This window comes from Variovorax sp. 770b2, assembly GCF_900115685.1.
Taxonomy (GTDB): Bacteria; Pseudomonadota; Gammaproteobacteria; order Burkholderiales; family Burkholderiaceae_C; genus Variovorax.
In genome coordinates this window covers 1375692-1401116 of the sequence record NZ_FOXJ01000001.1, presented here as the reverse complement: position 1 = coordinate 1401116, position 25425 = coordinate 1375692, and the positions used below count along the sequence as shown (strand labels likewise).

Here is a 25425-nt window from a genome sequence, read left to right as displayed (position 1 = left end):
TCGCGACGCGCTCAGCCCACGAAGCCGGGGATCTTCAGACCCGCGATCCGGGGCAGTGCCGTGGTGGTCGTCGCTGCAGTCGTTGCAGCGCGCGGCAGCAGATTGGCTGCGGCATCGGCCAGCTTGGGAGGCAGCAGGGAAGCCGCGGCCTGCGTCGCCGCACCCGTGAGCGAACTCACCGGGTTGCCCAGCAAGCTCGCGGCCCCGCCCGCCATGCCCACCACATCGCCCTTGCCCACCGCCTGCAGGGTGCGCGCGGCCTGGAGGCCCGACTGCACGGTCTGCGCGAGGCTGGCGAGGCCGCCTGCGTCCGCTGCGACGCCGCTTTTTCCGAGCACGCCGGCGACCTGTCCCATCGCGGCCTGGGCCGTCCCGGCGAGACCTGCTGCACCTTCGCCCGCGCCACCCGCCGCATCGCTCCTGGGCTTGCCGAAGAAGCTGCCCTCTTCCCACGTCTGGCTCGGGTCGTTCCCGAACGTGACGCTCGCAGGCCCCGGGAACAGTCCCGCGACGCTGGCGAATCCGTTCGCATCGAGCTTGCCGGTCTTCACGGTGCCCAGCGCATCGACGACCTCGTAGTCGCCGCCCTTCACGCCGCGCTGGGTGGCCACGTACTTGTTGAAGAGTTCGAGCGTGCCGTTGCCCGGCGCGGGCGGCGCGGGGAACGAGGCGGGCTGCGTATCGGGACCGATCAGCGAATGCGATGCCGCATGCGCGACCCACGCGCCGCTGGTGCCGCTGCGGATGCCCTCGGCCGTCCAGTGCGTGTAGCTGCCCGCGCCGACGATGGTGACCTTCTGCCTGGCGGTGATCACGATCTCGTCGGCGGTCTGCGTGATCTTCAGTTTCGCGAGCAGGTTGAGGTTGTCCTTGAGCGCCTGGATGTCGATGTCGCCGTTGGCCGCGACCAGCTTCATGCCCAGCTTGTAGGCGAACACGCGCACCGACTCGATGGCACTCGCGAGCAGCCGCTTGCCCACCGAGAAGCTCATGTGCTGTGCGCTGGTCAGCGCCACGTGCTCTTCGCTGTGCAGGTGCGTCGACTTGACCGAGGTCGCCGCGATGCCGGCCGGGCTCGCGAGCACCAGGTGCGGCTCCGTCAACTCGGGGAATTCGCCCTGCTGCGGATTGCCGCCCGAGCCCTTGACCGCATCGCTCTGGGCCTTCAGGGCCTTGCCGACTTCGTCCTGGTCGCCGCCCTTGTCCTGCGCCTGGTGCTGCTGCGCGAGGTCGGCCAGGCTCTCCTGCTGGTCGCCGGCGTTCTCCAGCCGCGCCACGGTCTCGCCCATGTCGGTGATGTGCGCCTGCGCATTGGGGCGCGGCTCGGTGCTGATGAGCAGGCCGCTCTTGGCGCGGACCGCGCCGTGGCCGTCGGTGCGCAGCTCGAAGCCGTGGCCGCGCTCGTCCTTGCGGCCCGCGTTGTCCTCGATGCGCGCAATGTGGCCGAGGCTCAGCTGGCTCGCGTCGTAGTCGCTTCGGAGCTGCGCCTGGATCTTGCCCTGCGTGTCGTCCAGCAGCAGGTGGTTGCTCTTGCCGCCGGGCTCGTTGCCCGAGCCCTCGGCGAGCTCGCGGCTGCGCAGGCCCATGAGCGCCTTCTGCCCGGGCAGCGCCCACGGCGGCATGCGCCGCGCGTTGTAGACCACGCCCATCACCACCGGATGGTCGGGGTTGCCGTCCAGGCACTGCACCACCACTTCGGAGCCCACGCGGGGGAACGACACCATGCCGGTCTCGCCGCCGGCCCAGGTGCTCAGCACGCGCACCCAGGCCGAGCTCTTCTCGTCGTTCCGGCCTTCGCGGTCCCAGTGGAACTGGACCCGGATGCGGCCGTACTCGTCGGTGTGGATGCTGCCCTCGCTGGCCGGCCCGACCACGGTGGCGGTCTGCGGCGCGAGCACGCGCTGCTCGACGCTGTGAAAGCCCCGGCCGGGCATCCACGCGACGAAGCGGCGGCTGCAGGTGAAGCTGTTGCGGTACTCGGCGCGCGAGCCCTTCGGCTTGCCTTCCGCCGTCGCGGGCTCCTGCAGGTAGTTGTTGGTCGCGCGGTGCTCGACCGAGAGGATGAGGAATTCGCTTTCGGAGCCATCGCCCTCGGTGCGCCCGAAGTGATCGACCAGCCGGAACCAGCGCCCGGGCAGCGCGAAGCGGTTGTTGCCCTCCGCCTCGAAGCGCTTGGCCTTGGCCTCGATCTCGCCGATGCGCCGCCGCGCCACGGCCTCGCCTTCGAGCGAGGTCTTGAAGTGGCGTGCGCCGCCGTACTCGTGCACCTCCAGCTGCGGCACCTCGCCCTGCAGGTTGTTGCTGGGCATCTCGGCGTGCTGCGGGCGCGGGCTCTTGAAGTCGTAGGCGCTGACGGCCGTTTGCGCCGAAACCAGTTCGCGCACCGCGCTCCACTGGCCGATGGCGTCTTCTTCCTGTGCGCCGCCTTCGTCCTGGAAGCGGATGCCGGGAGACGACCCATCCACCGCCTTGGCGAGCGTGCTGTCGTCGCACACATGCAGCGTGTGGCCCTCGGCCGAATGCTCGTACCAGTAGCTGTAGCCCGCGGCCTCCCAGCGGCGGTGCAGGTAGTTGTGGTCGGTTTCGCCGCCGGCCCCGCCGCCCTGCACGGCCATCGTGTGGGGCTGCTCCTCGGTGCGAACGAACCACTCCCACTTGGGCAGCACGCCGTAGTCGTTGAAGATGGCCTCGGTCTGCGCGCGCAGCGTCTGGCGATGGAAGAGACGGTTGTTCGCGCGCAGCCGCAGGTACTGGAGCCACGGGCCGAGCCGGGCTTCGTAGAAGGCCAGGTTGCCGTCGGTGCGCACGAGCCTGAACCCGAAGACGATGCCGGTGAAATGGCGCAGCGTGCCGTCGGGCCGCACGAGCTCGACGCAGAGCATCTTGCCCTGCAGGTCCTTCAGCGCCAGCCCCGCATTGCTGCTGAGAATCCCGACCGCGAAATCGAAATCGCGCGACAGGCCTTCCGATGCATGCAGGGTGTTGACCACGAGGTCGGCCGCGGCCGGCTCTCCGCCTTGCGGAAACGAAAGCCGCAGCAGCCGGTCGTGCTGGCGGTCTGCGACAAGCGCCGCGAGATGGCGGCCGGGCGGGCTGCTCATCGGATGCCGCGCCCGTGCAGGAACGATCTCGCCACGATGTGGTTCACGCTGACTCTCCCTCCGGCTGCTTTGAAAAATGCTGGCCTGCGGAGCTTCGGCGTTGAATGTGTCGTCCGCTTGACAACAGCTCGGCGATTGCGGGGAAGACAGCCTGCGTGAGGGAAGCAATCGCACGCGCGGCGCGGAGTTTTTCTATTCGCCCTGTCCGGTGCGACCGGGCATTTCCGAACGGCGCGCGAGCTGGTCGACCGCGCGCAGCAAGGTCGGCACGCGGTGCTCGCCGTGCATTCGCCTCACTTCGGCCGCCGCGGCGGCGAGGTCGATGCCGATGGCCGTCACGAAGAGCGGCGACGAACTCTGGCCGCGCAGCACCTCGACCACATCGCTTGCGCTGCGGTAGGCGGTCTTGGCGACGCCGACCACGGGCACCTTGCGATCCAGCGCGTCGTGCAGGTGCGCGCCCAGGCCCGGGTGCCCCGGCTCCAGCGACACGTAGCCATCGACGACGACAATGTCCGCCAGCGGCCCTTCGCGCAGCACGCCGAGCAGGCACGGCAACTCGCGGCGATAGAACGCGCCGGGCTCGTACCCGGCCACCTCGCGAAAGCCCGCGATGGCCTGCGTCTCTTCATGCGCTGCCGTCCATCCGCGAAACCAGAGGCCCGCGGCCACGGCGGTGTCGGCGCGGTAGTCGACGTCCAGGCAGGCGATCAGCGGCTCGCTCATGCGGGCCACCGCCCGAGCACTTCGTGCACGCCCTCCCCGACGCGGCTGTCGATGAGCGCGAAGGAGCCCGCGGTCCAGCGGACCGGATCGATCGTGTGCTTCTCGATCTTGCGCCGCGTGTACGCAAGGGTCATGTGCGGCGTGAAGCTGCGCTCGGGCCTGAGGCCCGCGTCGGCCAGCGCTTCGCCCAGGCGCTGCCTGAAGTCCGCGAGCGCACCGGTGCCCTCTTCACCGCACAGCACGAAGGCCTTGCTGTTCGCGTAGGTCATGGCGTGGTCGAAGACGACGTCGAACGCGGGTGGCGCGACGGCGGCGGCCGCCTCCAGCGCGGCCTGCACCTTCTTGAGCGGTACCGTGCCGTAGCCACCGAGATCGTGCAGCGTGACGTGAAGGCGATGCGGCTCGCTCAGCGTTGCCTTGAGCGAATGGTGCTCGTCCAGTTGCGCACCGAGCGCCGCAATCGATGCGGCGTCCCGGGCGTTCGGAAAGATCGCAAGGAAGAGCGTGTGCGGCAGCGGCTCCTTGCGGCGCGCCTTGGCTCGGGGTCGCGGCAGGGGCCGCGGCGGGGGATCGATTCCGGGGAGAAGAAGCTGTTCTGACATGCGTCGATCATCGCGCATGGTTCCGCCTCTTCGCGAGGCCGCCAGCGAGCACCTCGCCCGTGCATCGCGCGCGGTTCGACCGGCGCGATGGCGGGGTTGCGCGCGAACTTCTAGGCTTCGAGCCGCGAGGCCACAGCGTCCAGGTTCACCGAGATGTTGTCCTGGTTCACGGTGATGTTGACCAGCGCGACATTGCCATACACCTCCACCTTGATGGAGAGGTGCGTGGGGATGGTGGTCTTGAAGACGGTCAGGTCCCATATCCCTTCGGGCACGTTCTGCGCACTGCCCAGGGGCGCGGTGCCGTTGTTGCCCCACCGGACGGTGCCGATGGTCACGGCGGTCGTGTTGTCTTTGTCGGCTCCGCCGACGATATGGACGGTCACGCTGGTCATGTCGTTCTCCATGGTGTTGGGTCGTGGTGTGAATCCCTGCGTCGACCTGCCAGGTCGCCGGGGAGAAATCACTGTAGGGACGCACCTGCCGGAAATCCATTACGCGCCATTACAGCGCCTCGCCGGTCGCTCCCGGTGAGTTCCGCCTGCGACGGCATCGACATGACTGACTTGACAAATTAGATCGAACTTGTAAAGTAAGGTTTTTCGTCCTCACTAATCGGCATCCGGCATTCGCGTCGGTCTCACCGGAAAAAGCACCATGAACATCCGCCCTCCCCATCCCGCCGGAGCCATCCGCTGATGGCTGCCGCCGCACCAGCCGCCGCCCCCGACCGGCGCGTGGCCATCATGGAAGCCGCGCTCGGCGTCTTCCTGCGCTACGGCTTCAGGAAGACGTCGATGGACGACCTCGCGCGCGCCGCCGGCATTTCCCGCCAGGGCCTCTACCTGCACTTCGCGTCCAAGGACGAACTCTTCAAGGAAGCCGTCACCTGGTTCGCGCAGCAGGGCATCGCGGCCATGCGGGCCGCGCTGGCGCGCAAGGACCTGCCGATCGAGGAGCGGCTGGTCGGCGCCTTCGCGGCGCTGCATGCGCAGAACGACGGCTCGCAGATGTCGCTGGAACACATGAACGAAATCGTCGCAACCGCACGCGAACTCGTCGGACCGGTGCTGGAGGAGTTCGACAAGGTCGTCCCCAAGGAGCTCGCGCGGGCCATCCAGTCGAGCGAGCCCGCCGTCCCGTGGCGCGCTGCGGGCCTGACGGCCAAGTCGCTTGCACAGCACCTGTACGCGGCCTCGCACGGCCTCAAGCACTACGCCCGCACGCCGGCCGAGTACCAGGCCGGCATACGCACCGCGGTGCGCCTGGTGTGCGGCAGTCCATCGGCCGCCGCGCCTCGCGCGTGAGCTTCTTCGGATGAAGCGCACGCCCCGCACCTCCCGCACCGCCTTTCACGTTTTCATGATCGGAGTCATCGCCATGTCCACCTTCTCCTTGTGTGCCTGCAGCCCGCGTCTCGCGGCCAACCCCCAGTCGCCGCAACAACGCGACGGCCTCTACCGCAACGTCGTGCCGCGCGTGCCGCTGGGGTTCCTCAAGACGGTCGCGATCGGCTGGCAGTTCCTCACCGGCAAGAGCGACACGACCGTGCCGCACGTGCCGATCCCGGTGCGGCCCTTGACGGCCGCGGCGCTCCTCGCGGCGCCGGACGGCAGCCTGTACCGCCTGGGCCACTCGACCTTGCTGCTCAAGCTGGACGGCGAGTTCTGGCTCACCGACCCGGTCTTCTCCGAGCGCGCGTCACCGGTGCAGTGGGCCGGTCCGAAGCGATTCCATGCGCCACCGATCGACATCGACGACCTGCCGCCGATCAAGGGCGTGATCCTCTCGCACGACCACTTCGATCACCTGGACCGCGCCGCCATCGCCCGGCTTGCGCCGAAGGTCGAGGTGTTCATCACGCCGCTGGGCGTGGGCGAACGGTTGATCGCGTGGGGCGTCGATCCGGCGCGCGTGCGGCAGCTCGACTGGTGGGGCGAAACGAACGTCGGCAACGTCCGGTTGGCGGCGGTGCCCGCGCAGCACTTCTCGGGCCGGACCCTGCTCGACGAGGATCGCACGCTGTGGGCGTCGTGGGTGATCGTGGCGGGCGAACTGCGGATCTTTTTCAGCGGCGACACCGGCTACCACGCGGACTTCAAGACCATCGGCGAGCGCTACGGCCCCTTCGACATGACGATGATCGAGACCGGCGCCTACGACAAGCAATGGGTCGACGTCCACATGCAGCCGGAAGAGACGCTGCAGGCCCACCTCGACCTGCGGGGGCGCTGGCTGCTGCCGGTGCACAACGGCACGTTCGACCTGGCGCTGCACGCCTGGGACGAGCCCTTCGAACGCATTCAGGCGCTGGCGCAGGCACGTGATGTGAAGCTTGCGACACCGGTGATGGGCGAGCGCCTTTCACTGACCGCGCCGCATGCGGGCGACGCGTGGTGGGTGCGCGCCAAGGACTGAGCCTGCTTTCACTCGATCGTTGCGGGCGCTTGCTCGAGCGCACGATGCCTCTACAAGCTGTTCGTTCGATGCAGTCGATCACTCAGGAAGTGGACGATCTCTTGGAGCGGCAACGGAGCCAGCTGATTTTTCTTCAAGAACGCTGTCCACTGTTTTTGCTTGCCTGCGTCTTCTGCGAAGGAGCTTCCCAATCCGATCGGCAAAGACGTTGGCAAGGGCGTTTTCCTTCTGGCGAAGGTGGCCTCGATGGCGCGTCGCAGTTCCGCGCCGTCGAGTTCGTCTTCTCGAAGAAGAATCCACAGGTCGAAGTAGTCCTTCATCCGGCTGTTGGTCATGCCGAGCACGCACAGTGCATGGAATTTCTCGGCCACCACCGTGTACTTCGGATAGGCACGCAACGCTGGCGCCGGCAGGTCACTCAACAGGACCGGGTAGCTCACCGACACCGGCGCCGGTGTCACGACATCGCCGAAGCCCACGTCGATCTGAAGCGAAATGCGTGCACCGTCGAGTACCGCTCGCAGATCCACCCTGACGCCGCCATAGCCCGCCTCCTTGCGGATCTCCGTGCCCTTGATGGTGGAAAGATCGAACGCCATACCGTCCTCCACCTGGATTGCCGAGATCTCGCGAAAGGCTGTGACCACGGAATCGACGTCGTCGGGTCCGAATCCAAGAAGGTCCATGTCCCGCGTCGCGCGATGCGGCACTTCGTACCAGAGCGAGAAGAGCAAAGCGCCCTTCAGCAGAAAACTGCCCGCATGCCGCGAGAGCGACAGGCGATAGAGAAGCCGCTCCAGACCATAGTGCGTCAGGGTCAGGTTGAAATCTTGCCGGGTGGCATCGGCCTTCTGCTTCAGCCGTGCACGAATCGACGCTGCCACGTTGCGGCTCATGCAGTGAGGCTTTCCATGTAGGGGCGCATGATGTTCGCAACACGGTCAACGGTTGCGTAGTGCCAGAGCTTGTCCATGGACAACTTGTTCTGGCGCCAGCCGTCCTGCAACGCCTCGAGGGCCACGTCGAGGCCGATCTTGTTGCGAAACTTGAAGCAATCAGCCACCGTCTTTTCGGCATCGAACACAGGCACCGCAACACCATCGAACTGCACCTGCCGGACGCCCTCGGTCAGGGCCGCGCCAGACATCCGCACGATGCGCAATGCGGGCTGATCCAAGCGCGGGCTGGGCATGTTCGGCGGAATGGCCAGCCACACTTCAAACGGGGCCTGGGTTCCGATCTCGTGCACCCGCAATGCGGAGAGCAGGCAGACGACGCCTCGACCGACCCGCAACGACACCTCCGCCAGTGACCGGTGTTCGCTGGCGGAGCGGCCTGGCAGGCAGTAAATGCCTCGGGCCACCCGCTCCAGCCGGCCTGCGGCGACCAGTCGGCTCAGTATTACTGTTGGCAGTTGCTGATCGGCGACGTCGCGTGCGCGCAGCAGGGGGCGTGACTTGGCAAGTGCAAGAACAGCCTGCTCCTGAGTCGTGATTTGGGTGAGCGACGCCTTCATTGTCGAGTTGCAATATAAATGAAAAAGCGAAAAACCTCATCACTATTGCAACAGACTCTGTACTTGCTGATCGAGGCGCGTCGCAGCCGCTCCCTACCCCTTCATTTCACAGGGGCGAAGCTCCGGATCACTCCCACTCGATCGTCGCCGGCGGCTTGCTCGACACGTCGTAGGTCACGCGGTTGATGCCGCGCACTTCGTTGATGATGCGGCCCGACACTTTCTTCAGCAGCGCATACGGCAGTTCGGCCCAGTCGGCGGTCATGAAGTCGCTGGTCTGCACGGCGCGCAGCGCGACCACGTAGTCGTAGGTGCGGCCGTCGCCCATCACGCCCACGCTCTTGACGGGCAGGAACACAGTGAAGGCCTGGCTCGTGAGGTCGTACCAGCTCTTGCCGGTCTCGTCCTTGAAGTTGCGCAGCTCCTCGATGAAGATCGCGTCGGCGCGGCGCAGCAGGTCGGCGTATTCCTTCTTCACTTCGCCCAGGATGCGCACGCCCAGGCCCGGGCCGGGGAACGGATGGCGGTACACCATCTCGGGCGGCAGGCCGAGCGCCACGCCGAGTTCGCGCACTTCGTCCTTGAACAAGTCGCGCAGCGGCTCCAGCAGCTTGAGGCCCAGCTGCTCGGGCAGGCCGCCCACGTTGTGGTGGCTCTTGATGGTGACGGCCTTCTTGCTCTTGGCGCCGCCCGACTCGATGACGTCCGGATAGATGGTGCCTTGCGCGAGGAAGGTCGCGCCCTTGTGCCCACCGTCACCGGCCTTGAGCTTGGCGGCTTCCTGCTTGAACACGGTGACGAACTCGCCGCCGATGATCTTGCGCTTGGCTTCGGGCTCGCTCACGCCCGCGAGCTTGCCCAGGAACAGGTCGCTGGCATCGACGCGAATCACCTTCGCGTGCAGCTTGCCTTCGAACATCTCCATGACCATGTCGCCTTCGTTCAGGCGCAAGAGGCCGTGGTCGACGAACACGCAGGTCAGCTGGTCGCCGATGGCGCGGTGGATGAGCGCGGCCGCCACGCTCGAATCGACGCCGCCCGAGAGGCCGAGGATGACTTCTTCATCGCCCACCTGCTCGCGGATCTTCTGCACGGCTTCGGCGATGTGGTCGCGCATGACCCAGTCGGGCCTGGCCTCGCAGATGCCGAGCACGAAGCGCTCGATGATCGCCTTGCCCTGTACCGTGTGCGTGACTTCGGGGTGGAACTGCAGGCCGTAGTAGCGGCGCGCCTCGTCGGCCATGCCGGCGATGGGGCAGCTGTCGGTGCTGGCCATGAGCTTGAAGCCCGGGGGCAGCTCGGTGACCTTGTCGCCGTGGCTCATCCACACATTGAGCATGCCGTGGCCTTCGGGCGTGGTGAAGTCCGAGATGTCCTTCAGGAGCGCCGTGTGGCCATGCGCGCGCACGGCCGCGAAACCGAACTCGCGCTTGTGGCCGCCTTCGACCTTGCCGCCCAGCTGGTGCGCCATGGTCTGCATGCCGTAGCAGATGCCCAGCACGGGCACGCCGAGGTCGAACACGGCCTGCGGGGCCTTGTCGGTGGTCTCTTCGTACACGCTCGCATGGCTGCCCGAAAGGATCACGCCCTTCAGGTGGCCGTCGGCCGCGTATTCGCGCACCCATTCGTCGGTGACGTCGCAGGGATGCACTTCGCTCAGCACATGCGCCTCGCGCACGCGGCGTGCGATGAGTTGCGTGACTTGCGAGCCGAAGTCGAGGATGAGGATCTTGTCGTGTTGCATGGCGAGAGGACTCAGAGCGTTGAAATGTCGAACAGCTTCACGCCCGCCTTGGGCGCTGCCTGGATGAGGTGCTCGTCGAAGGTGGCGAGCGGGAGATCGAGCGATTTGGCGAGCCAGAGATAGCCCGCGTCGTAGATCGAGATGCCGGCGTCGATGGCCACCGCGAGCACGGCCTTGTGCTGGGCGGGCGCGAGTTCGTGCAGTTCGACGCGGTGGCGGATGGCATCGAGCACGCTCCACAGCCCTTCGACCGCGGAGGTCGGGATGCGGCCGCTGCGAACCCCATTGGCCAGGATGTTGGCGCACTCCCATTGCCAGGCGTTGGGCGCCTGCGGCTCGACCTCGTCGCGGCGGATGGCGGCGTAGAGCTTGCGGGTGTGTTCGCTGGCCTGGTCGGGCAAAAGCCAGGCGGCGGTGATGGAGGCGTCCATGACGAAGGCTGTCACGATCGGCGCCCTTCGTCGAGCAAGGCTCGAAGTGACAGGCCGGGCTGGATGGTGGCGTGCAGCGCGTCGATCTGGCCGAGTTCGCGCGCGATCTGCTCGTCGGTGATGACCGGCTTGCGCCGCACCGGCAGCATGCGCACGACTTCCTTGCCGTGGCGGGTGATGCGAACCTCCTCGCCCTTTTCGACCAGGTCGATCAGGGCAGAGAAGTTGTTCTTGGCTTCAGCGATGCCGATGGATTGCATTTGGGCCAGAAAAATTGAATCTGGCCCGAATTTTAAACCGAGTCTGGCCTGATTTTCAAGGTCTGGCCAGATTGTGCTTCAGGCCGGCGCCGGGCCGCCCCAAGGCGGCCTGCGGCCCCCTTGGGGGGGCAGCGCTCCCACACGCAGTGGGGGCGCGTGGGGGCCACATTACTCAGCCCGGTAGTTCGGCGCTTCCTTGGTGATCTGCACGTCGTGCACGTGGCTCTCGCGGATGCCGGCCGTGGTGATCTCGACGAACTCGGCCTTGTTCTGCATGTCCGCGATGGTGGCGCAGCCGCAGTAGCCCATGCTGGCGCGCACGCCGCCGGCCATCTGGTAGACGATGGAGACGATCGAGCCCTTGTAGGGCACGCGGCCTTCGATGCCTTCGGGCACGAGCTTGTCGGTGTTGGGGTTGCCGGTGGTCGATTCCTGGAAGTACCGGTCGGCACTGCCCTGCTGCATCGCGCCAATGGAACCCATGCCGCGGTAGCTCTTGTAGCTGCGGCCCTGGTACAGCACGATTTCGCCGGGTGCCTCTTCGGTGCCGGCGAACATGCTGCCCATCATCACGGTGCTGGCGCCTGCGGCGATGGCCTTGGCGATGTCGCCCGAATAGCGCACGCCGCCGTCGGAGATCAGCGGAACGCCCGAGCCCTGCAGCGCGGTGGCGACGCTGTCGACCGCCATGATCTGCGGCACGCCCACGCCCGCCACGATGCGGGTGGTGCAGATGGAGCCCGGGCCGATGCCGACCTTGACCGCATCGGCGCCCACATCGGCCAGCGCGCGTGCGGCGTCGCCGGTGGCGATGTTGCCGCCGATGACATCGACCTGCGGATAGTTGCGCTTGACCCAGCGCACGCGCTCGATCACGCCGGCGCTGTGGCCGTGCGCGGTGTCGACCACGATGGCGTCGACACCGGCCTTCACCAGCGCTTCGACGCGCTCCTCGGTGCCGTCGCCCACGCCGACCGCGGCGCCCACGCGCAGGCGCCCGCTCGCGTCGCGTGCGGCGTTGGGGAAGCTGGTCTGCTTGGTGATGTCCTTGACGGTGATCAGGCCCTTGAGCTCCCAGTCGCTGTTGATGACCAGGAGGCGCTCGAGCTTGTACTTGTTGAGCAGCGCCTTGGCATCGGCGAGCGTCGTGCCATCGGGCACGGTGATGAGCTTGTCGCGCTGCGTCATGATTTCGCTGACGGGCACGTCGTAGCGGGTTTCAAAGCGCAGGTCGCGCCCCGTCACGATGCCGACGACCTTGCCGCCGTCGATGACCGGGAAGCCGGAGATGCCCAGCTGGTCGGACAGCGCCATCACCTGGCGCACCGAGTGCGTCGGCGTGATCACCACCGGGTCGCGCAGCACGCCCGATTCATAGCGCTTCACGCGGGCCACTTCGGCGGCCTGCTGTTGCGCGGTGAGGTTCTTGTGCACGATCCCCATGCCGCCCTCCTGCGCGATGGCGATCGCGAGGCGGGCTTCAGTCACGGTGTCCATGGCCGCCGAGACGAGCGGCAGGTTCAGCGTGATGTTGCGGGAGAGTTTGGTGGCGAGGGAGGTGTCCTTGGGCAGGACCTGGGAGAACGCTGGCACCAACAACACGTCGTCGAAGGTGAGCGCTTTGCCGAGAAGGCGCATGGGTGAAGCTCCAAAAGACGGATTGTAACGAGGCTCCCGAGGCGTTCGCCGGCCCGGGCTTTTGCGGACCGTTGCAAAAGCACCGAATGAGGATGTTGCAAGAAGTAAGGCGCGGCTAAACTTCGGGCATGAAATTCATGCACTGGCTGCTGGTGGGATGTGTCGTGGCGCTGCCGCTCTCTGCGAGCGCGCAATGGCAATGGATCGACAAGGACGGCAAGAAGGTCTTCAGCGACCAGGCGCCGCCGCCCGATGTTCCCGAGAAGAACATCCTGCGCCGTTCGGGCACGCCGCCACCGCGGCCTTCCGCCGGCATCTCCTCGCCGGATGCGCCGGCCGCCGAGGGCACCGAAGCCGCTGCGGCCAAGCCGCGCGAAAGCGCCGCCGCGCCCAAGCCGAGCGGCGTCGACAAGGAGCTCGAGGAAAAGACCAAGAAGGCCGAGGCCGAAGAAAAGGCCAAGCGCGCCGCCGAAGAGGCGAAGGTCGCCAAGGCCAAGGTCGACAGCTGCTCCCGCGCCCGCGAAGGCAAGTCCACGCTGGACAGCGGCATCCGCATTGCCAAGGTGAATGCCAAGGGCGAGCGCGAGATCATGGACGACGGTGCCCGCGCCGCCGAGCAGAAGCGCATTCAGTCGGTCATCGACAGCGACTGCAAGTAAGCCGACAGCCTCAGTAGCCGGCCTTGCCGCCCTTGCGGCGGTTGGCGAAGAGGCCGGTGCCCTTGGCGCCCTGGCGCTTGAATCGTTCGCGGCGCGCCACCTTCGGGTCCACCGTGAGCGGGCGGCACAGCTCGATGCGATCGCCGTCCTTCAGCGCCTGGCCCCACTCGACCACCCGGCCCCAGACGCCCGGCGTCATGGCATGCCGCCAATCGAGGTCGGGAAAGCGTTGCGACAACCCGCTCGCCCGCACCGCTTCGCTCAAGGCGATGCCGTCTTCCAGCTGCAGGACCTGCTCGAACACCTCGCGCGCCGCGGGCGAGCAGCTCAGCGTGACCTGGATCATTCAGGGACTGCCGTAGACCTGTTCGGCGCGCTTGACGAAGGCTTCGACCAGGCTCGATGCGATGGTGTCGAACACCGGCCCGACGAGCGCCTGCAGGGCGAAGTTGCTGAAGCCGTAGCTCATGTGCAGCTCGACGCGACTGGCGCGTTCGCCCGCTTCGCCCACGGGTACGAACTTCCAGTTGCCGTCGAGGTTGGAGAACGGCCCGTCGACCAGTTTGAGTTGCACCTCGCGCCCCGGCACGTGGGTGTTGCGGGTGGTGAAGCTCTGGTGAAAGCCGCCGAAGGCGAGGCCGACTTCGGCGGTCATGCCGGCTTCGTCCTCTTCGATGATCCGGGCCTTGTCGCACCACGGAAGGAACTGCGGATACTTCGCCACATCGGTGACGAGCGCGTACATCTCTTCGGCGCTGTACCAGATGAGGACGGACTTGTTGACTGTTTTCATAGAATCGGTGCAGCGTGCGCGACGGATTGTATTGAAGCCATGCGCCCCCACCTTCCCGAGCCATGGCCACAAAGAAACAAGATACCTCCTCCCGCATCGCCGACAACAAGAAGGCCGCGTACAACTATTTCTTCGAAGAACGCTTCGAGGCCGGCATGGTGCTCGAAGGCTGGGAAGTCAAGTCGCTGCGCGAAGGCAAGGTGCAACTGACCGACGGCTACGTGGTGATCCGAGACGGCGAACTCTACGTCGTGGGCCTGCAGATCAACCCACTCAAGAGCGCTTCGACGCACGTCAGTCCTGATTCCATCCGCACCAAGAAGCTGCTGCTGCACAAGGAAGAGATCCGCCGGCTGGTCGGCAAGGTCGAGCAAAAGGGCTACACGCTGGTGCCGCTCAACCTGCACTGGAAGGCGGGCAAGGTCAAATGCGACATCGCCCTGGCCAAGGGCAAGGCCGAGCACGACAAGCGCGACACCATCAAGGACCGCGAAGGCAAGCGCGAGGTCGAGCGCGCGATGAAGAGCCGCAGCCGCTGATCGTTCTTTTTTTGCGCGCATGGAATAAAACGCGCTCTGCAGGCGTTTGTGCGGTGTCATCGGTCATCGATGCCATCAACCCAGGAGTCTTCCATGTCGCCATTTCGTGCTTCCCGCGCTTCTCGAATTTCCTCCGTCGGCATCGCCGCCGCGCTGCTCGGCAGCCTGCTCGCCCTCCCCGCGTTCGCCCAGCCCAAGCCCGCCGACGGCGCGCTGGTCGGTGCGACCGGCATGACCCTCTACACCTTCGACAAGGACACCGCCGGCAACGGCAAATCGGTCTGCAACGGCGGCTGCGCCACCAACTGGCCGCCCTTCATGGCCGCCGACGGCGACAAGGCCGCGGGCGACTTCACCATCGTCACGCGCGACGACGGCAAGAAGCAATGGGCCGCCAAGGGCTGGCCGCTGTATTACTGGGTGAAGGACGCCAAGCCGGGTGACAAGACCGGCGACGGCGTCAACGGCACCTGGAAGACAGCCAAGCCCTGATCATCCGGACGCGCATCCCGCCATCCACCCATGGACGCCCGCCTGCTGGTCGACCACATCCCGAGCCTGCGCCGCTACGCGCGCGCGCTCACGGGCAACACGTGGGCGGCCGACGACCTGGTGCAGGACACCCTTGAGCGGGCCTGCAGCAAGTGGCGCCTCTGGGTGGTGGGGAGCGACCTGCGCGCATGGCTCTTCACGGTCATGCACAACATCTTCGCAAGCCAGGTGCGGCGCACGCCGCCGCCGCACAGCGTGGTGCCGCTCGATGATGCCACCCACGAGCTGCATGGCGGCATCGATCCGGGCCGCGACCAGGGCGCGAGCCTCGATTTGCAGCGCTGTCTCATGCAACTGCCCGAGGCGCAGCGCGCCGTGCTGCTGCTGGTGACGCTCGAAGACCTGTCCTATGCCGAGGTGGCGAAGGTGCTCGGCATTCCCGCCGGCACCGTGATGTCGCGCCTCTCGCGCGCCCGCGTGCGGCTGCAGGAACTGCTGGACGGCGCCGCCGCCCCGAACCGCCCCGGCCTGCGCCGCCTCAAGTGAACCCCGCCGCCGCACCATGAACCGCCCCGCCCCGCCCTCCACCGACGCCACCGACGACGAACTGCACGCGCTGGTCGATGGCCAGCTCGCCCCGGATCGCCGGCCTGCGGTCGAGGAAGCCCTGGCGCGCGACCCGGCCATGGCAGCGAAGGTCGCGGCCTGGCACACGCAGCGCGACGCCCTGCGCCGCCTGCATGGCGAGCTGCTGGACGAACCCATCCCGGCGCCGCTGATGAGCGCGCTCGAGCGCAACGTGCCCCGGCAGGCGCAGCGCAGCAGCTGGATGCGCTGGGGCGGCATCGCGGCCGGCGTGCTCGTCGCCTTTGCGGCGGGCTGGCTCGGCAATGCGCAATGGTCGGCATCGCGCACCCCATCGACCCAACTGGCCAAGGCGCCCGCGATGCGCGAATTCGTGCACGACGCGTCGATCGCCCACGTCGTCTACGCCCCCGAGAAAAGGCACCCTGTCGAAGTGGCCGCCTCCGAGCAGCAGCACCTCGTGCAGTGGCTCTCCAAGCGCCTGGACAGGCCGCTCAAGGTGCCCGACCTGAGCACCCTGGGCTACACGCTCGTCGGCGGCCGCCTGCTGCCCGGGGAAACCGGTGCGCGCGCCCAGTTCATGTTCGAAGACGCGGCGGGCGAGCGCGTCACGCTCTACATCGGCACCCTGGACGCCCGGGCCCCGGATTCGCCCGCCGCGCGCGAAACCGCCTTCCGGTTCACCTCCGAGGGCCCGGTGCCGAGCTTCTACTGGGTCGACCAGGGCTTCGGCTATGCCGTTGCTGGCAAGCTACCGCGTGATGTTTTGCTGAAACTCGCGACCCTTGCCTACCGCGATTTGTCGTGAGCCCGGCATAAACTGCCGGGTCGCGCAACCACCTGCCTTGTTTTCGCGATTTTTCAACTGAAGGAGAAACTGCATGAAATTGCTCAGCGCCTCGATCCTCGCGGCGGCCCTGCTCGCCGGCTGCGGCGGCATGTCCAACAAGACCGCCAGCGCCCCCGACACGCCGACCCGCACCGCCGATGGCGTGCTGGTCGGACCCAACGGCATGACGCTCTACACCTTCACCAAGGACACGGCCGGCGCCGGCACCTCCGTCTGCAACGCCCAGTGCGCGACCAACTGGCCGCCGCTCCCCGTGGCCGAAACCGCCAAGCCCATTGGCGGCTACACCATCATCATTCGCGAAGACGGCAAGCGCCAATGGGCCTACAAGGGCTGGCCGCTGTACTACTGGGCCAAGGACGTGAAGGCCGGCGACAAGACCGGCGACGGCGTGGGTGGCAACTGGAAGATCGCGCGCCCCTGATCGGCACGGTGGTCATCTGATCGCAAAGGCTCCGGCGCACGCCGGGGCCTTTTTTGTTGGTGCACGCACCACGGCAGAATCGCCGCATGAATCCTGCAGCTGCGAATCCGGATGCGTTCCTCGCCCTTCTCTCCTACGGCCTGATCACCGACGCGCAGCACGACGCCGTGCTCGCCCATCTCGAAACGGCCACGCTCCCGCCGATTCCCGGCCCCGCGCACGCGCTGGCCTGGATGTGCGTGAAGGGCCTGGTCACCCAGGAAGAAATCGACGCCGCCGTCGAACGGCTCGAGGAGGCCTCGCCGCCGGTCGCCACCGCCGACGATGCAGCCGAACTCGCATACGAGGCCGAGGAGTTCGTGGAGCTTGGCGACCGCGGCATCACGCATGAAGCCGTGAACGCGCTCTTCAGCGACGGCCTCGTCGATGCCCAGACGCGGGACATGGCGCTCGAGGAAATGCCGTTGGTCGGCAGCGTGCCCGCCGCACCGGCCGCCACGCTGGCCTGGATGGTGATCGACGGCCCGCTCGAAAAAGAACGGTTCGAGGCCACGCGCGCCGAAGTCGCGGCCGAGCCGGCCTTCGCCATGGCGGCAGACCGGGCGCGCATCGTGGCCGAGGCGCAGCAAGAGATTGCGGCCGACGAAAAGACGTCAGGCGCGTGGCAGGCCGATGCGCAAGGCAAGCGCCGCCGGGGCGCCTGGCTCTCCCGGCTGGCCACGCTGGCGGTCGTGGGCGGCCTCGGCTGGTACTTCTTCGCGCCAGACGGCGTGCCGGCCTGCAACGCCGACGCCACGCGCAAGACGCTGCAGGGCCTGATGCTCCGCGTGTCGATCGATGCGCGCACCCAGGGCCTGCGCGAAGTCGGCATCCCGACCCTGAGCGGGCTGCGCGAAATCGGCTACCGCAAGGACGAGCGCACCCGCGGCTGCATGGCGACGATGATTCTGGAAGACGGGACCAAGTCGATCGCGTACACGATCGGCCCGGCCTCCGCCAAAAACGACAGCGATAGCGACAAGATGACGGTGCGCGGCGCCGACCCGGTCATCGTGGAGGCCCGCTTCGGCAATCTGGATGCCAAGGGCAAGCCGCTCTACAACGCCGAGCCCATCGGGCGCCCGGCAGCGGAGAAGGCCTTCCGTGACGGCGTGGCCGCGTTGCAGTCGAACTCGCCTGCCGCGGCAATGCTCCAGCGCCAGCTCGAGCGCCAGCGTTCCACCACCGGCCTCGTGGTCACCGACGCCGACCGCGAGCGCGAGATCGCCGACTTCGAGCCCGCCGGCCCCTGCCGTGTGCATGACGACGGCGTGAGCCGGGTCTGTCCGTTGGTCGTCGAATACAACGACAGCCTGCTGGTCACCATCGGCCGCGCGCAGTCGCTGCCGCTGCGCGGCGAATTCACTTTCGTGCAGGACAACGGCAACTGGCGCATGAGCGACGACTTCGCAAGGCGCTTTATCCGGGCAGTGACGGAAGCCCGGCTGATCGGCTTGGGCGTGACGGACGCCGCCGCGGTGCCCGAGTAGATCCTTGGGCGACTAGTGCGCGCCCGGCAATGCGGTGTCGGCCGCCGTGGTGCGGCGCCCGCGCAGCGCCAGCAGTTCGTTGAACACCAGCGCGCCGATGACCAGCGCACCGCCGGTCAGCACGCTGGCGGCGGGCTCTTCACCCGCGCCGATCCACGCCAGCGCGATGCCGAAGATCACTTCGAGCAAGGCCAGCAACGCGACCTCGGGCGCCTTCAATACCTGTGCGCACAGCACCGACAGCACACACGGAATCGCAAGCTGGAACACGCCCAGGAAAGCCAGCAAACCGAGATCGTGCGCACTCGCCTGGAACGGCAAGGCAAAGGGCAAGGTGAACAAGGCGGTGAGCACGGCGCCGATCAGCACCGCGGGCACCAGGTCGATGTCGTGCCCCTTGGCATGCGCATGCTGCACGACGGTCCAGTTGGTGGCCCCGGCGATCGGCACGCACAGCGCAACGAGCGTTCCGAGCAGCGAGCCGCCCAAACCGCCCGAGTCGCCCTGCATCAGCTGCGTGCCGTACATCCAGCCGATGCCCATCCCGGCCACCACGATCGCTCCCCACGTGCGTGCAGGCAGCCGATGACCGATGAAGACACGCGCGGCCAGCGCGGTGAGCAGCGGCCCGAGCGACATCGTGACCAGCACGCTCGCTGTCGAGGCCATCGTGAGCGCCACCATGAAGGCCGTGAACATCACGGCCCAGCAGACGCCCGAGATCCAGAGCTCGCGCCCGCCGCTGCGCAGTTGCGAGAACACGGCGCGCCCCCGCCAAAGCGGCAAGATCACCAGCAGCGCCAGCGTCGTGAAGAGGCTGCGCCAGAAGGTGATCTCGAAACTGTGCGCCTGCGCCAGGTGCCGTGTGACGACGCCCGCCGTGCCCCACATCAGGGTCACGACGACCATCAGCCACACAGCCCCGCCGTGCGTCAGGCGCATGGCACCCTCGGAGGGTCAGCCCATCGATGTGTCGCGGCCGGCCCGCTTGCGGTCGCTTTCCTTCAGGAAACGCTTGCGCAGGCGCACGCTCTTGGGCGTGATTTCGACCAGTTCGTCGTCCTCGATGAACTCGACGCCGTATTCCAGCGTGAGGTCGATCGGGGGGGTGATCTTGATCGCGTCTTCCTTGCCGCTCACGCGGAAGTTGGTCAGCTGCTTGGTGCGCGTGGCGTTCACCACCAGGTCGTTGTCGCGGCTGTGGATGCCGACGATCATGCCTTCGTACACCGGGTCGTTCGCCTTCACGAACATGCGGCCGCGGTCGTCCAGCTTGCCCAGGGCGTAGGTGAAGATTTCACCGTCGTCCATCGAGATCAGCACGCCGTTCTTGCGGCTTCCGATGTCACCCTTGTGCGCTTCGTAGCTGTCGAAGATGTTGCTGATGAGGCCCGAGCCGCGCGTCAGGTTCAGGAATTCGTTCGTGAAACCGATCAGGCCGCGTGCCGGAATGCGGTACTCGAGGCGCACGCGACCGCGGCCGTCCGGTTCCATGTTGACCAGTTCGCCCTTGCGTTCGCCCAGTGCCTGCATCACGCCGCCCTGGTGGGTTTCTTCGATGTCGGCCGTGACCAATTCGATGGGCTCGTGCTTTTCGCCGTTCACGGTGCGGAACACCACGCGCGGCTTCGATACGGCCATTTCATAGCCTTCGCGGCGCATGTTTTCCAACAGGATGGTCAGGTGCAGTTCGCCACGGCCCATGACTTCGAAGATACCTTCTTCGCCGGTCTCGCTCACGCGCAGCGCCACGTTGTGCTGCAGTTCCTTTTGCAGGCGGTCCCAGATCTGGCGGCTGGTAACGAACTTGCCTTCGCGGCCGGCCAGTGGGCTGGTGTTCACGCAGAAATTCATGGTCAGGGTCGGTTCGTCGACCTTGAGCATGGGCAGCGGCGCGGGCTTGTCCTTGTCGGTCACGGTGACGCCGATGCCGATGTCGGTGATGCCGTTGATCAGCACGATTTCGCCGGGGCCGGCTTCGGTCGATTGCACGCGGTCCAGGCCCTGGAAGGTCAGCACCTGGTTGACGCGGCCCTTGACGGTCTTGCCGTCCGGGCCTTCCATGACCAGCACGTCGGTCATGGGCCTGAGCGTGCCCTGGCTGATGCGGCCCACGCCGATGCGGCCGACGAAAGTCGAGAAGTCGAGTGCGGAAATCTGCAGTTGCAGCGGTGCGTTCGGGTCACCCTTTTGCGACGGCACGTGGTTCAGGATGGTGTTGAACAGGGCCGACATGTCGGGGCCCCACTGCTCGCCGGCTGCACCTTCTTCGAGCGACGACCAGCCGTTGATGCCCGAGGCGTACACCACGGGGAAGTCGAGCTGTTCGTCGGTTGCGCCGAGCTTGTCGAACAGGTCGAAGGCGGCGTTGACGACCTTGTCGGGGTTCGCACCCGGCTTGTCGACCTTGTTCACGACCAGGATGGGCTTCAGGCCCAGGGCCAGCGCCTTCTTGGTCACGAAGCGCGTCTGCGGCATCGGGCCTTCCTGCGCGTCGATCAGCAGCACCACGCCGTCGACCATCGACAGCGCGCGCTCCACTTCACCGCCGAAGTCCGCGTGGCCCGGGGTGTCGACGATGTTGATGTGCGTGCCTTCCCAGGTCACGGCGCAGTTCTTGGCCAGGATCGTGATGCCACGTTCCTTTTCGATGGCGTTGTTGTCCATCACCGTGTCGACGACCTTCTCGTGCTCGGCGAAGGTGCCCGACTGGCGCAGCAGCTGGTCGACCATGGTGGTCTTGCCATGGTCCACGTGGGCAATGATGGCGATATTGCGGATTTGCTTGGTACTCATGGTGTCGCTTCTGTCTGTTGTGCGTTCAAAAGAATTTGCTGAATTTCGATGGGGTTCAGCAAGCGCCCCGGGATCAGTTCGTTGGCGGCGATGTGCGCCGTGCCCAGGAAAGCGAGCGGCGTATCGCCAAAAACCGCCACGTGGTCGGCGTCGGGCCACGCGCCACGGCGGCGCAGGCCGGACAGAAAGCGCCCCGCATCTTCGCTGCCGAGCGTGACGATCACGTGGCCCTCGACCAGGGATTGCGCGGGCAACAACTGGGCCAGCCGCTCTTCCTCGTCCATGGCTTCGAGCGCTTCGAGTGTGATGCACTGCGCCACGCCAAAACCGCCGGTGGCCGTGCGACGCAGCGACGTGAGGTGCGCGCCGCAGCCCAGCGCCTCGCCGATGTCTTCGCCCAGCGTGCGGATGTAGGTGCCCTTGCTCACGGAAGCCACGATCCGGATGGCGTTGCCCGCGGATTCGGAGGCAGCCTGCGTGACCTTCAATGCGTGGATCACCACGTCGCGCGGTGCGCGCTCGATCTCGATGCCCTCGCGGGCGTATTCGTAGAGCGCCTTGCCGTCCTTCTTGAGGGCGCTGTGCATCGGCGGAATCTGGCGGATCGGGCCGCTGAACTGCGTCTCGGCGCGGGCCAGGTCTTCAGCGGTGACGTTCACCGGACGCTCGGCAATCACCTCGCCTTCGGCATCGCCGGTCGAGGTCTTGATGCCAAGGCGTGCCGTGGCTTCGTAGGTCTTGTCGGCATCCAGGTGCAGCTGGCTGAACTTGGTGGCCGCGCCGAAGCACAGCGGCAAGACGCCGGTGGCCAGCGGATCGAGCGTGCCGGTGTGGCCCGCTTTTTCGGCACGCAGCAACCACTTGGCCTTCTGCAAGGCCTGGTTGCTGGAGAGTCCCAGCGGTTTGTCGAGCAACAACACCCCATGCACAGGGCGCCGCTGCACCCTTGTGCGTGGCGCATTCATCGCTAGTCGTCTTTCGAGCGCGAAGCGACGGCCTGTGCAATGAGCGCATTCATGTCGGCCGCACGCTCGGTGGTGCGGTCGAACAGGAAGTGCAGCGTCGGCACGGTGTGGATATGCAGGCGCTTGAACAGGCCGTTGCGCAGGAACCCCGCAGCCTGGTTCAACGCTTCGGTGGTCTCGGTCACGTCGCCCGTGAGCATGCTGAAGTAGATCTTCGCGTGCGCATAGTCGGGCGTGACCTCGACCGCCTGGATCGTGACCATGCCCACGCGCGGGTCCTTCAACTCGCGCGCGATCAGCTCCGTCAGATCGCGCTGGATCTGGTCGGCAACCTTGAACGCGCGGTTGGGGGCGGCAGCTTTTCTTTTCGGCATGGACTCGGTCGCATCGAACGCTTACAGCGTCCGGGCGATTTCCTTGATTTCAAAGAATTCGAGCTGATCGCCTTCTTTGATGTCGTTGTAGTTCTTGAGCTTGATACCGCACTCAAAACCTTCGCGGACTTCGCGGACATCGTCCTTCATGCGCTTGATCGAGTCGACTTCGCCGGTGTAGATCACCACGTTGTCGCGCAGCAGGCGGAAATGCGCACTGCGGTTGACCGAGCCCGAGGTGATGTACGAACCTGCGACCGTGCCGATCTTCGACGCCACGAACACCGTGCGGATCTCGGCCGAGCCGATGATCTCTTCGCGGCGCTCCGGTGCCAGCATGCCCGACATCGCAACCTTGATCTCGTCCACAGCGTCGTAAATGATGCTGTAGTAGTTCAGTTGCACGCCGTTATTCTCGGCCAGCTTGCGCGCACCGGAATCGGCGCGAACGTTGAAACCGATCACGATGGCCTTGGAGGCGATGGCCAGGTTGATGTCGCTCTCGCTGATGCCGCCGACGCCGGCGTACACCATCTGGACCTTGACTTCCTCGGTCGCCAGCTTGAGCAGCGACTGGGCCAGCGCTTCCTGCGAGCCCTGCACGTCGGCCTTGATGATGATCCGCAGCGTCTGCACTTCGCCGGCCGAGAGGTCGGTGAACATGTTCTGCAGGTTCGCGGCCTGGGCCTTCGCCAGCTTCGTGTTGCGGAACTTGCCGGCACGGTAGGTGGCGATTTCGCGCGCACGGCGCTCGTCGGCCATCACCATGAACTCGTCGCCCGCCTGTGGCACTTCGGTCAGGCCCTGGATCTCGACCGGGATCGACGGACCCGCGGTCTTGATGGCCTTGCCGTCTTCGTCCAGCATGGCGCGCACGCGGCCATAGGTGGAACCGGCCAGCACCACGTCGCCGGTCTTCAGCGTGCCGGACTGCACCAGCACGGTGGCGACCGGGCCGCGGCCCTTGTCCAGCTGCGCTTCGATGACCAGGCCCTTGGCGGCGGCATCCACCGGCGCCTTGAGTTCCAGCACTTCGGCCTGCAGCAACACTTGTTCGAGCAGGTCGTCGATGCCCTGGCCGGTCTTGGCCGACACCGGCACGAACGGCACGTCGCCGCCGTATTCTTCAGGCACGACCTCTTCGGCCACCAGTTCCTGCTTCACGCGGTCCAGGTTGGCGTCGGGCTTGTCCACCTTGTTGATCGCAACCACGATCGGCACACCCGCCGCCTTCGCGTGCTTGATGGCTTCCTTGGTCTGGGGCATGACGCCGTCGTCGGCCGCCACCACCAGGATCACGATGTCGGTGGCCTGCGCACCGCGGGCACGCATGGCGGTGAACGCCTCGTGACCCGGGGTGTCGAGGAACGACACCATGCCGCGCGCCGTTTCGACGTGGTAGGCACCGATGTGCTGCGTGATGCCGCCGGCTTCGCCCGCTGCGACCTTGGCGCGGCGGATGTAGTCCAGCAGCGAGGTCTTGCCGTGGTCGACGTGACCCATGACGGTCACGACCGGTGCGCGCGGCAGGGCTTCGGCGGTTTGCGCCGACACGTCCTCGTCGGTGAAGGCTTCCGGATCGTCCAGCGCAGCAACTACCGCGTTGTGACCCATTTCCTCCACCAGGATCATGGCGGTATCTTGGTCCAGCGACTGGTTGATGGTCGCCATCTGGCCCAGCTTCATCAATTGCTTGATGACTTCGCCGGCCTTGACGGCCATCTTGTGCGCGAGCTCGGCCACCGTGATGGTTTCGGGCACGTGCACTTCCAGGATGCGCGCCTCGACCGGTGCGGCCGGTGCGTGCTCCTCGTGACCGCCGCGGTCGTTGCCGCGACGGCCGCGCGGGCCTCCGCGCCAGTTGCCGCGGCCGACACCACCGCTGGCATCGCCGCGGGTCTTGATTTCCTTCTTCTTGGCAGGATCGCCCGCCCAGCTCGAGGAGAGCTTGGCCGACTTGACTTCCTTGCCGGCGCCGGCTGCTGCGCCCGGGGCTGCAGCAGCACCCGGAGCGGCCGGTGCACCGGGACGCGCTGCGGGCGTGGCCGGCTTGTGCAGCGTGCCCTTGACCGCGGCCTTTTCGGGTTGCGGCTTCTCGGGCGCCTTGTGCGGCACCAGCACGCGGGCCGGTGCATTCATCATGGCGCGGATGGCTTCGGCCTCGGCGAGGGCCTTGCGGCGACGCTCGTCCAGGTCCTTGGCGCGGGCGGCCTCCTCGTCGGCACGGGCCTTCGATTCGGCGGCGGCCTTGGCCTTCGCGTCTTCCTTGGCTTGCGTGGCGGCGGTCTGGGCGGCCAGCTTGGTGTCGGCGGCCTGCTGTTCGGCAGCGGCGGCCGCGGCGACTGCAGCAGGCGCCTCGACTGGCTTGGCGGCTTCCTTCGCAGGCGTTGCGGCGGCAGCGGCAGCAGCCTTCTTTTCAGCGGCGATGCGTGCGGCTTCCTGCTCGGCCTGTTCGGCGCGCTCGGCCTTCTCGGCCTGCTCGCGTTCGCGGGCTTCGGCTTCTTCACGCAGGCGCCGCTTCTCGACCAGCTCTTCTTCCTGGCGGCGGATCAGCTCGGCCTGGCGACGCGCTTCTTCCTCGCGGCGGGCCAGTTCGGCTTCGTCCACGTGGGGCGCAGCCGGTGCGGCTGCCGGCGCTTCGGCGGCTTGCTGGGCGTGTTCAGGCGTGGCCGGGTGGCCTTCATCGCGCTGGATGAAGGTGCGCTTCTTGCGCACTTCGACCTGGATGGTGCGGGCGCGGCCGGTGGCGTCGGCCTGCTTGATCTCGCTGGTCGACTTCTTGGTCAGCGTGATCTTCTTGCGCTCGGGCTCGACGGTGCCATGGCTGGCTTTGAGGTGGCCGAGCAGGCGCTGCTTGTCAGCCTCGGTGAGCGCATCGGTGGCGGCCGCTTTGGGCACGCCTGCGCTCTTGAGCTGGTCAAGCAAGGTTTCGGGAGTCTTCTTGAGCTCGTTCGCGAACTCGGCGACAGTGGTACTGGACATA

At 66.8% G+C, this 25425-nt stretch carries 26 protein-coding genes; 9 read left to right on the top strand and 17 right to left on the bottom strand.

Features of this window, described 5'->3' with window-relative positions; genetic code table 11:
* Nucleotides 1-11: 11 nt before the first annotated feature.
* The 4 genes from BM133_RS06450 to BM133_RS06435 form a co-directional block, all read right to left on the bottom strand.
* Entirely contained in the window at nucleotides 12-3101 is a 3090-nt protein-coding gene (locus tag BM133_RS06450; protein ID WP_093432425.1) for a type VI secretion system Vgr family protein, read from the bottom strand.
* 192 nt (nucleotides 3102-3293) lie between these two features.
* Nucleotides 3294-3827 (bottom strand): endonuclease V, encoded by a 534-nt coding sequence (locus tag BM133_RS06445; protein ID WP_218158346.1) that lies wholly within the window; start codon nucleotides 3825-3827, stop codon nucleotides 3294-3296.
* Complete coding sequence (locus tag BM133_RS06440) at nucleotides 3824-4429, bottom strand: 2'-5' RNA ligase family protein (protein ID WP_093432424.1); 606 nt, start codon at nucleotides 4427-4429, stop codon at nucleotides 3824-3826. Before BM133_RS06440 ends, BM133_RS06445 begins: the two co-directional genes overlap by 4 nt.
* A gap of 110 nt (nucleotides 4430-4539) precedes the next feature.
* Nucleotides 4540-4836: a hypothetical protein gene (locus BM133_RS06435; protein ID WP_256219068.1), complete on the bottom strand. Its 297-nt coding sequence runs from the start codon at nucleotides 4834-4836 to the stop codon at nucleotides 4540-4542.
* Between the two features lie 291 nt (nucleotides 4837-5127).
* Here BM133_RS06435 and BM133_RS06430 point away from each other — a divergent pair, with 291 nt between their 5' ends.
* Together BM133_RS06430 and BM133_RS06425 are read left to right on the top strand one after the other, a co-directional pair.
* The gene (locus BM133_RS06430) at nucleotides 5128-5736 is read left to right on the top strand and encodes a TetR/AcrR family transcriptional regulator (RefSeq protein WP_093432422.1); all 609 of its coding nucleotides are present in this window, start codon (nucleotides 5128-5130) and stop codon (nucleotides 5734-5736) included.
* Between the two features lie 73 nt (nucleotides 5737-5809).
* Nucleotides 5810-6847 carry an MBL fold metallo-hydrolase gene (locus tag BM133_RS06425; RefSeq protein ID WP_093435092.1) on the top strand — a complete coding sequence of 346 codons (1038 nt, stop codon included), beginning with the start codon at nucleotides 5810-5812 and terminating at the stop codon, nucleotides 6845-6847.
* 50 nt (nucleotides 6848-6897) lie between these two features.
* Here the strand turns inward: BM133_RS06425 and BM133_RS06420 are convergent, their stop codons facing one another.
* From BM133_RS06420 to guaB, 6 genes are all read right to left on the bottom strand, one after another.
* Nucleotides 6898-7743: a nucleotidyl transferase AbiEii/AbiGii toxin family protein gene (locus BM133_RS06420; RefSeq protein WP_093432420.1), complete on the bottom strand. Its 846-nt coding sequence runs from the start codon at nucleotides 7741-7743 to the stop codon at nucleotides 6898-6900.
* The gene (locus tag BM133_RS06415) at nucleotides 7740-8363 is read right to left on the bottom strand and encodes a type IV toxin-antitoxin system AbiEi family antitoxin domain-containing protein (protein WP_093432419.1); all 624 of its coding nucleotides are present in this window, start codon (nucleotides 8361-8363) and stop codon (nucleotides 7740-7742) included. The genes BM133_RS06420 and BM133_RS06415 overlap by 4 nt, the downstream gene beginning before the upstream one ends.
* A gap of 127 nt (nucleotides 8364-8490) precedes the next feature.
* Nucleotides 8491-10107 (bottom strand): glutamine-hydrolyzing GMP synthase, encoded by a 1617-nt coding sequence (gene guaA / locus BM133_RS06410; RefSeq protein WP_093432417.1) that lies wholly within the window; start codon nucleotides 10105-10107, stop codon nucleotides 8491-8493.
* An 11-nt stretch (nucleotides 10108-10118) separates the two neighbouring features.
* Complete coding sequence (locus BM133_RS06405) at nucleotides 10119-10538, bottom strand: type II toxin-antitoxin system VapC family toxin (RefSeq protein WP_093432416.1); 420 nt, start codon at nucleotides 10536-10538, stop codon at nucleotides 10119-10121.
* An 11-nt stretch (nucleotides 10539-10549) separates the two neighbouring features.
* Complete coding sequence (locus BM133_RS06400) at nucleotides 10550-10798, bottom strand: type II toxin-antitoxin system Phd/YefM family antitoxin (protein WP_093432414.1); 249 nt, start codon at nucleotides 10796-10798, stop codon at nucleotides 10550-10552.
* A 168-nt stretch (nucleotides 10799-10966) separates the two neighbouring features.
* A complete protein-coding gene (gene guaB / locus BM133_RS06395) occupies nucleotides 10967-12436 on the bottom strand; it encodes an IMP dehydrogenase (RefSeq protein WP_093432413.1) in 1470 nt (489 codons plus the stop codon).
* A 128-nt stretch (nucleotides 12437-12564) separates the two neighbouring features.
* Here guaB and BM133_RS06390 point away from each other — a divergent pair, with 128 nt between their 5' ends.
* Entirely contained in the window at nucleotides 12565-13095 is a 531-nt protein-coding gene (locus tag BM133_RS06390; protein WP_093432411.1) for a DUF4124 domain-containing protein, read from the top strand.
* Nucleotides 13096-13105: 10 nt separating this feature from the next.
* Here BM133_RS06390 and BM133_RS06385 read toward each other — a convergent pair whose 3' ends face one another.
* A complete protein-coding gene (locus BM133_RS06385) occupies nucleotides 13106-13441 on the bottom strand; it encodes an RnfH family protein (protein ID WP_093432410.1) in 336 nt (111 codons plus the stop codon).
* Entirely contained in the window at nucleotides 13442-13888 is a 447-nt protein-coding gene (locus BM133_RS06380) for a type II toxin-antitoxin system RatA family toxin (RefSeq protein ID WP_093432408.1), read from the bottom strand.
* Between the two features lie 62 nt (nucleotides 13889-13950).
* Here BM133_RS06380 and smpB point away from each other — a divergent pair, with 62 nt between their 5' ends.
* The 6 genes from smpB (at nucleotide 13951) to BM133_RS06350 (ending at nucleotide 18307) form a co-directional block, all read left to right on the top strand.
* Nucleotides 13951-14427 carry an SsrA-binding protein SmpB gene (smpB, locus tag BM133_RS06375; RefSeq protein WP_093432407.1) on the top strand — a complete coding sequence of 159 codons (477 nt, stop codon included), beginning with the start codon at nucleotides 13951-13953 and terminating at the stop codon, nucleotides 14425-14427.
* 93 nt (nucleotides 14428-14520) lie between these two features.
* A complete protein-coding gene (locus BM133_RS06370) occupies nucleotides 14521-14919 on the top strand; it encodes a COG4315 family predicted lipoprotein (RefSeq protein WP_093432405.1) in 399 nt (132 codons plus the stop codon).
* 30 nt (nucleotides 14920-14949) lie between these two features.
* On the top strand, nucleotides 14950-15465 hold the full coding sequence (locus BM133_RS06365; RefSeq protein ID WP_093432404.1) for an RNA polymerase sigma factor: 516 nt from the start codon (nucleotides 14950-14952) through the stop codon (nucleotides 15463-15465).
* Nucleotides 15466-15481: 16 nt separating this feature from the next.
* Complete coding sequence (locus BM133_RS06360; protein ID WP_093432403.1) at nucleotides 15482-16312, top strand: anti-sigma factor family protein; 831 nt, start codon at nucleotides 15482-15484, stop codon at nucleotides 16310-16312.
* Nucleotides 16313-16385: 73 nt separating this feature from the next.
* Nucleotides 16386-16778: a COG4315 family predicted lipoprotein gene (locus tag BM133_RS06355; RefSeq protein ID WP_093432402.1), complete on the top strand. Its 393-nt coding sequence runs from the start codon at nucleotides 16386-16388 to the stop codon at nucleotides 16776-16778.
* Between the two features lie 86 nt (nucleotides 16779-16864).
* Entirely contained in the window at nucleotides 16865-18307 is a 1443-nt protein-coding gene (locus BM133_RS06350; protein ID WP_093432401.1) for a hypothetical protein, read from the top strand.
* Nucleotides 18308-18319: 12 nt separating this feature from the next.
* On the opposite strand, the gene BM133_RS06345 is transcribed toward BM133_RS06350, so the two are convergent.
* The 5 genes from BM133_RS06345 to infB are packed head-to-tail and all read right to left on the bottom strand — an operon-like array spanning nucleotide 18320 to nucleotide 25424.
* Nucleotides 18320-19249, bottom strand: a complete 930-nt coding sequence (locus BM133_RS06345; RefSeq protein ID WP_093432399.1) for a DMT family transporter — start codon at nucleotides 19247-19249, stop codon at nucleotides 18320-18322.
* A 15-nt stretch (nucleotides 19250-19264) separates the two neighbouring features.
* Nucleotides 19265-21103: a translational GTPase TypA gene (gene typA / locus BM133_RS06340; protein ID WP_093432398.1), complete on the bottom strand. Its 1839-nt coding sequence runs from the start codon at nucleotides 21101-21103 to the stop codon at nucleotides 19265-19267.
* Entirely contained in the window at nucleotides 21100-22068 is a 969-nt protein-coding gene (gene truB / locus BM133_RS06335) for a tRNA pseudouridine(55) synthase TruB (RefSeq protein WP_093432396.1), read from the bottom strand. The genes typA and truB overlap by 4 nt, the downstream gene beginning before the upstream one ends.
* Before the next feature lie 2 nt (nucleotides 22069-22070).
* On the bottom strand, nucleotides 22071-22442 hold the full coding sequence (rbfA, locus tag BM133_RS06330) for a 30S ribosome-binding factor RbfA (protein WP_012747853.1): 372 nt from the start codon (nucleotides 22440-22442) through the stop codon (nucleotides 22071-22073).
* A gap of 21 nt (nucleotides 22443-22463) precedes the next feature.
* A complete protein-coding gene (gene infB, locus BM133_RS06325; RefSeq protein ID WP_093432395.1) occupies nucleotides 22464-25424 on the bottom strand; it encodes a translation initiation factor IF-2 in 2961 nt (986 codons plus the stop codon).
* Nucleotide 25425 lies beyond the last annotated feature (1 nt).

What these genes read in the sequence shown, in the direction of transcription:
- BM133_RS06450 (WP_093432425.1), bottom strand. Translation starts at nt 3,101, where the DNA reads ATGAGCAGCCCGCCCGGCCGCCATCTCGCGGCGCTTGTCGCAGACCGC.
- BM133_RS06445 (WP_218158346.1), bottom strand. Translation starts at nt 3,827, where the DNA reads ATGAGCGAGCCGCTGATCGCCTGCCTGGACGTCGACTACCGCGCCGAC.
- BM133_RS06440 (WP_093432424.1), bottom strand. Translation starts at nt 4,429, where the DNA reads ATGTCAGAACAGCTTCTTCTCCCCGGAATCGATCCCCCGCCGCGGCCC.
- BM133_RS06435 (WP_256219068.1), bottom strand. Translation starts at nt 4,836, where the DNA reads ATGGAGAACGACATGACCAGCGTGACCGTCCATATCGTCGGCGGAGCC.
- BM133_RS06430 (WP_093432422.1), top strand. Translation starts at nt 5,128, where the DNA reads ATGGCTGCCGCCGCACCAGCCGCCGCCCCCGACCGGCGCGTGGCCATC.
- BM133_RS06425 (WP_093435092.1), top strand. Translation starts at nt 5,810, where the DNA reads ATGTCCACCTTCTCCTTGTGTGCCTGCAGCCCGCGTCTCGCGGCCAAC.
- BM133_RS06420 (WP_093432420.1), bottom strand. Translation starts at nt 7,743, where the DNA reads ATGAGCCGCAACGTGGCAGCGTCGATTCGTGCACGGCTGAAGCAGAAG.
- BM133_RS06415 (WP_093432419.1), bottom strand. Translation starts at nt 8,363, where the DNA reads ATGAAGGCGTCGCTCACCCAAATCACGACTCAGGAGCAGGCTGTTCTT.
- guaA (WP_093432417.1), bottom strand. Translation starts at nt 10,107, where the DNA reads ATGCAACACGACAAGATCCTCATCCTCGACTTCGGCTCGCAAGTCACG.
- BM133_RS06405 (WP_093432416.1), bottom strand. Translation starts at nt 10,538, where the DNA reads ATGGACGCCTCCATCACCGCCGCCTGGCTTTTGCCCGACCAGGCCAGC.
- BM133_RS06400 (WP_093432414.1), bottom strand. Translation starts at nt 10,798, where the DNA reads ATGCAATCCATCGGCATCGCTGAAGCCAAGAACAACTTCTCTGCCCTG.
- guaB (WP_093432413.1), bottom strand. Translation starts at nt 12,436, where the DNA reads ATGCGCCTTCTCGGCAAAGCGCTCACCTTCGACGACGTGTTGTTGGTG.
- BM133_RS06390 (WP_093432411.1), top strand. Translation starts at nt 12,565, where the DNA reads ATGAAATTCATGCACTGGCTGCTGGTGGGATGTGTCGTGGCGCTGCCG.
- BM133_RS06385 (WP_093432410.1), bottom strand. Translation starts at nt 13,441, where the DNA reads ATGATCCAGGTCACGCTGAGCTGCTCGCCCGCGGCGCGCGAGGTGTTC.
- BM133_RS06380 (WP_093432408.1), bottom strand. Translation starts at nt 13,888, where the DNA reads ATGAAAACAGTCAACAAGTCCGTCCTCATCTGGTACAGCGCCGAAGAG.
- smpB (WP_093432407.1), top strand. Translation starts at nt 13,951, where the DNA reads ATGGCCACAAAGAAACAAGATACCTCCTCCCGCATCGCCGACAACAAG.
- BM133_RS06370 (WP_093432405.1), top strand. Translation starts at nt 14,521, where the DNA reads ATGTCGCCATTTCGTGCTTCCCGCGCTTCTCGAATTTCCTCCGTCGGC.
- BM133_RS06365 (WP_093432404.1), top strand. Translation starts at nt 14,950, where the DNA reads ATGGACGCCCGCCTGCTGGTCGACCACATCCCGAGCCTGCGCCGCTAC.
- BM133_RS06360 (WP_093432403.1), top strand. Translation starts at nt 15,482, where the DNA reads ATGAACCGCCCCGCCCCGCCCTCCACCGACGCCACCGACGACGAACTG.
- BM133_RS06355 (WP_093432402.1), top strand. Translation starts at nt 16,386, where the DNA reads ATGAAATTGCTCAGCGCCTCGATCCTCGCGGCGGCCCTGCTCGCCGGC.
- BM133_RS06350 (WP_093432401.1), top strand. Translation starts at nt 16,865, where the DNA reads ATGAATCCTGCAGCTGCGAATCCGGATGCGTTCCTCGCCCTTCTCTCC.
- BM133_RS06345 (WP_093432399.1), bottom strand. Translation starts at nt 19,249, where the DNA reads ATGCGCCTGACGCACGGCGGGGCTGTGTGGCTGATGGTCGTCGTGACC.
- typA (WP_093432398.1), bottom strand. Translation starts at nt 21,103, where the DNA reads ATGAGTACCAAGCAAATCCGCAATATCGCCATCATTGCCCACGTGGAC.
- truB (WP_093432396.1), bottom strand. Translation starts at nt 22,068, where the DNA reads ATGAATGCGCCACGCACAAGGGTGCAGCGGCGCCCTGTGCATGGGGTG.
- rbfA (WP_012747853.1), bottom strand. Translation starts at nt 22,442, where the DNA reads ATGCCGAAAAGAAAAGCTGCCGCCCCCAACCGCGCGTTCAAGGTTGCC.
- infB (WP_093432395.1), bottom strand. Translation starts at nt 25,424, where the DNA reads ATGTCCAGTACCACTGTCGCCGAGTTCGCGAACGAGCTCAAGAAGACT.